The sequence below is a fragment of the Flectobacillus sp. genome (assembly GCF_049240685.1).
Classification (GTDB): Bacteria; Bacteroidota; Bacteroidia; order Cytophagales; family Spirosomataceae; genus Flectobacillus.
In genome coordinates, this window is the sequence record NZ_JBMLSD010000129.1 from 1 (window position 1) to 3007 (window position 3007).

The window sequence follows — 3007 nt, forward strand, 5'->3', positions numbered from 1 at the left end:
GCCCAGTAAATCAGATATTCTAATCCTCTAACAAGTTGGAATGACGCAAGAAATTATGTTGTTCTTTATGATTGATAAGACTTTAAAGCACGGCTTAATCTACCTTGAATTACTTTTCTTAGCTTTAGAGGAGCTAAAACTTCAACTCCATCTCCGAATCCTAAAATTTCTTTTTCTAACTCAAAATTGATTTGTAATGATAATTCAATGGTAAGTCCTTTTTCATTTTCCTCGATAACTTTTTGTGAATGATGTAAAGGTTTCGTAATTACATAAGGTGCATGCAAAGGGGTAAAGTTTAATACTATTTGTTGTGGACGAAGATTATTTACAGTAACTCCAATGGTATTTTTATAGTATTCTTCTTGAACAATGACATCATTTGGTAGGTAAGTAATGTCTTCAGAGACGTGAACTTCTTGTATTCTGTCCAAAGCAAGGTGTAAAATACTTTCATTTGCTCTTCTTTTACCTACTAAAAACCAACGGTTTTTAAATTCTTTTAACCACCATCCGTGGAATACAAAAACTCCTTCTTGCCGTGCTTTGAATGATTTGTAAGTTATGATAAGTGCTTTTTTAGCTAAAATGGCATGATAAAGATAGTCTAAATAAGACAGTCCCTTCAAGTTCTCATTTTTTTCAAAATCAATAATTGAACTTCGCTTTTCTTGTGCACTATAAACATGTTCTTCTAACTTATTGACTACCTCGCTCAATTGATCAAAATGCGAGAAACCTTTGAATTGCTTTAATAATGATAACGCCTCATTCATTTGAATAAGGTCTGTTTGGGTAATTGGTGATTTTGTAATACTAAAATTGGGGTCAGCATAGGTATAATATTTTTTATCAACAACGATTATCGGTGCTTCATATCCTAATTTGTCACTGCGCATGACTTGAATGTCTGCTTGAATGGTACGCAAGCTGATTCCTTTATCTATTCCTTCATACTCATAGAGTGCATCAGATACCTTTTCTATTAAATCTTCTAAAGTCCATTTTCGCTGACGATTCTGTAAACAAGCATCGATTGTTTTGTAACGAATGAGAGCATTTCTATTAGTTGGCATATTTAAAACACACTTTTTATAAGTTTTTGAAATATTTTTTACAAAAAAGTAAAAAAAAATAGAACTACGCAAAAAGACTGCGTAGATACACTGCAAATTTGTATTAGAAATTTAAAACAACCTAATGTCATGAAATTCAATTTCTTAAAGAAGACCAATACTATTCTCAAAAATTATGAAGGAGCACCTTCGTATCAGTTGAGTCCAGAAATGGAATTATATAGTGCTACGGTGACAAGCCTGCTTCATGACAGTTTCTATGAAAAAGCAGAAGAAAGATTATTACGCCTACAGCAATTGATTGAAAAAGTGTCACCAGAATATTGTGCTAAACTGGCAGTGTATGCTCGCCGTTCTATGAATTTGCGTTCTGTGCCAATTGTGCTTTCGGTAGAGTTAGCCAAAAAAGCGGATGCAGGAGCTTGGGTTGGAAAAGCTATTGAGCAAATAGTTATGCGACCAGATGAGATCACAGAGACTTTGGCTTATTATCAGCAAACCAATCAAAGAACAGGTACAAAGCGACTCAATCGACTTTCAAAACAGATTCAAAGAGGTTTGGCAAAAGCATTTAATCGTTTTGATGAATACCAGTTTGCCAAGTATAATCAAAATACGGAGGTAAAATTAAGAGATGCCTTGTTCTTGGTGCATCCGAAAGCTAAGGATTTAGCTCAACAAGTTGTTTTTGATAAAATCACTCAGAATACCTTGTCTACACCATATACTTGGGAGACAGAACTTTCTGCACTTGGACAGCTTCATTTTGGAAGTGAAAAGGCAAAAAATAAAGCCTTCAGAGCTAAATGGGAAGAGCTGATTCTGAGCAAGAAAGTAGGGTATATGGCCTTGCTGAGAAATCTTAGAAATATGCTGGAATGTAATATCTCAGATGAATGTTTGGAAATGGTTTTATCTTATTTATCTGAAGAGAATGCCGTCAGAACTGCTAAACAGCTACCATTTCGATATTGGTCTGCCTATCGAGAATTGAGTAATATAACCGATGGTAGAGTGATTAGAGTTGTTGATGCTTTAGAAAAAGCGATGCTATTAAGTGCTCAAAATATCAAGGGCTTTGAGAACGATACCAAAGTTGTTTTGGCTTGTGATGTGTCAGGATCGATGCAACAAAGATTATCTGCAAAAAGTAGTCTGATGTATTATGATATAGGTTTGCTATTGGCGATGCTCTTGCAAAGCCGTTGTAAAAATGTAGTTACGGGGATGTTTGGAGATACTTGGAAAGTGATACAAATGCCTAGTAAAAGCATTTTATCGAATGTAGCCGCATTTCATCAACGTGAAGGAGAAGTGGGATATTCAACAAATGCGCATTTGGTGATTGAGGATTTGTTAAAGCGTGAATATCAAGCTGATAAGGTGATGATTTTTACGGATACGCAGTTATGGAATAGCCAAAATAGAGATGCGAACAGCATTAAAACGGCTTGGCAAAACTATAAAAGGAAATTTCCGAAAGCAAAGTTATATCTTTTTGATTTAGCTGGTTATGGTCAAAGTCCCATGAGAGTAGAATCAGGAGATGTGTATTTGTTGGCGGGCTGGTCAGATAAAATTTTTGAAGTACTCGATGCCCTAGAAAATGGACAAGGTATTGTAGATTTTATTCAAGGAATAGATTTGTAAAGTACCTATGTGTTAAGATCCAAGCATAAGGCTATCATACTGAAGATTTTGTAAAATGCCGTAAGGTTGAGATACTTCGCAGCCAATATAGGGGAGGAATGGCGTGATTGAGTAATACAATGAGGTCATCTGGTTCGACTCCAGCTTGCAATGCCCCGCTCTCGACCTGCCTATTGCTTTTACAGAAAACTACCAGAGTGCCGTAAAAGAGCGATACTTCGAATGTAATCGACTCCTTTTATCATCGCTCTTTGCTCATTGCCTCTGGTTTTTTAAGATTT

The 3007-nt window shown here is 35.7% G+C and carries 2 protein-coding genes; one reads left to right on the top strand and one right to left on the bottom strand.

The window, feature by feature from the left end; all coding sequences use genetic code 11:
- Positions 1-65: 65 nt before the first annotated feature.
- Positions 66-1076: a helix-turn-helix transcriptional regulator gene (locus ACOVQ4_RS05965; protein WP_421819738.1), complete on the bottom strand. Its 1011-nt coding sequence runs from the start codon at positions 1074-1076 to the stop codon at positions 66-68.
- A gap of 129 nt (positions 1077-1205) precedes the next feature.
- Between ACOVQ4_RS05965 and ACOVQ4_RS05970 the strand changes: the two genes are divergently transcribed.
- Positions 1206-2726 carry a TROVE domain-containing protein gene (locus ACOVQ4_RS05970; RefSeq protein ID WP_421819739.1) on the top strand — a complete coding sequence of 507 codons (1521 nt, stop codon included), beginning with the start codon at positions 1206-1208 and terminating at the stop codon, positions 2724-2726.
- Positions 2727-3007 lie beyond the last annotated feature (281 nt).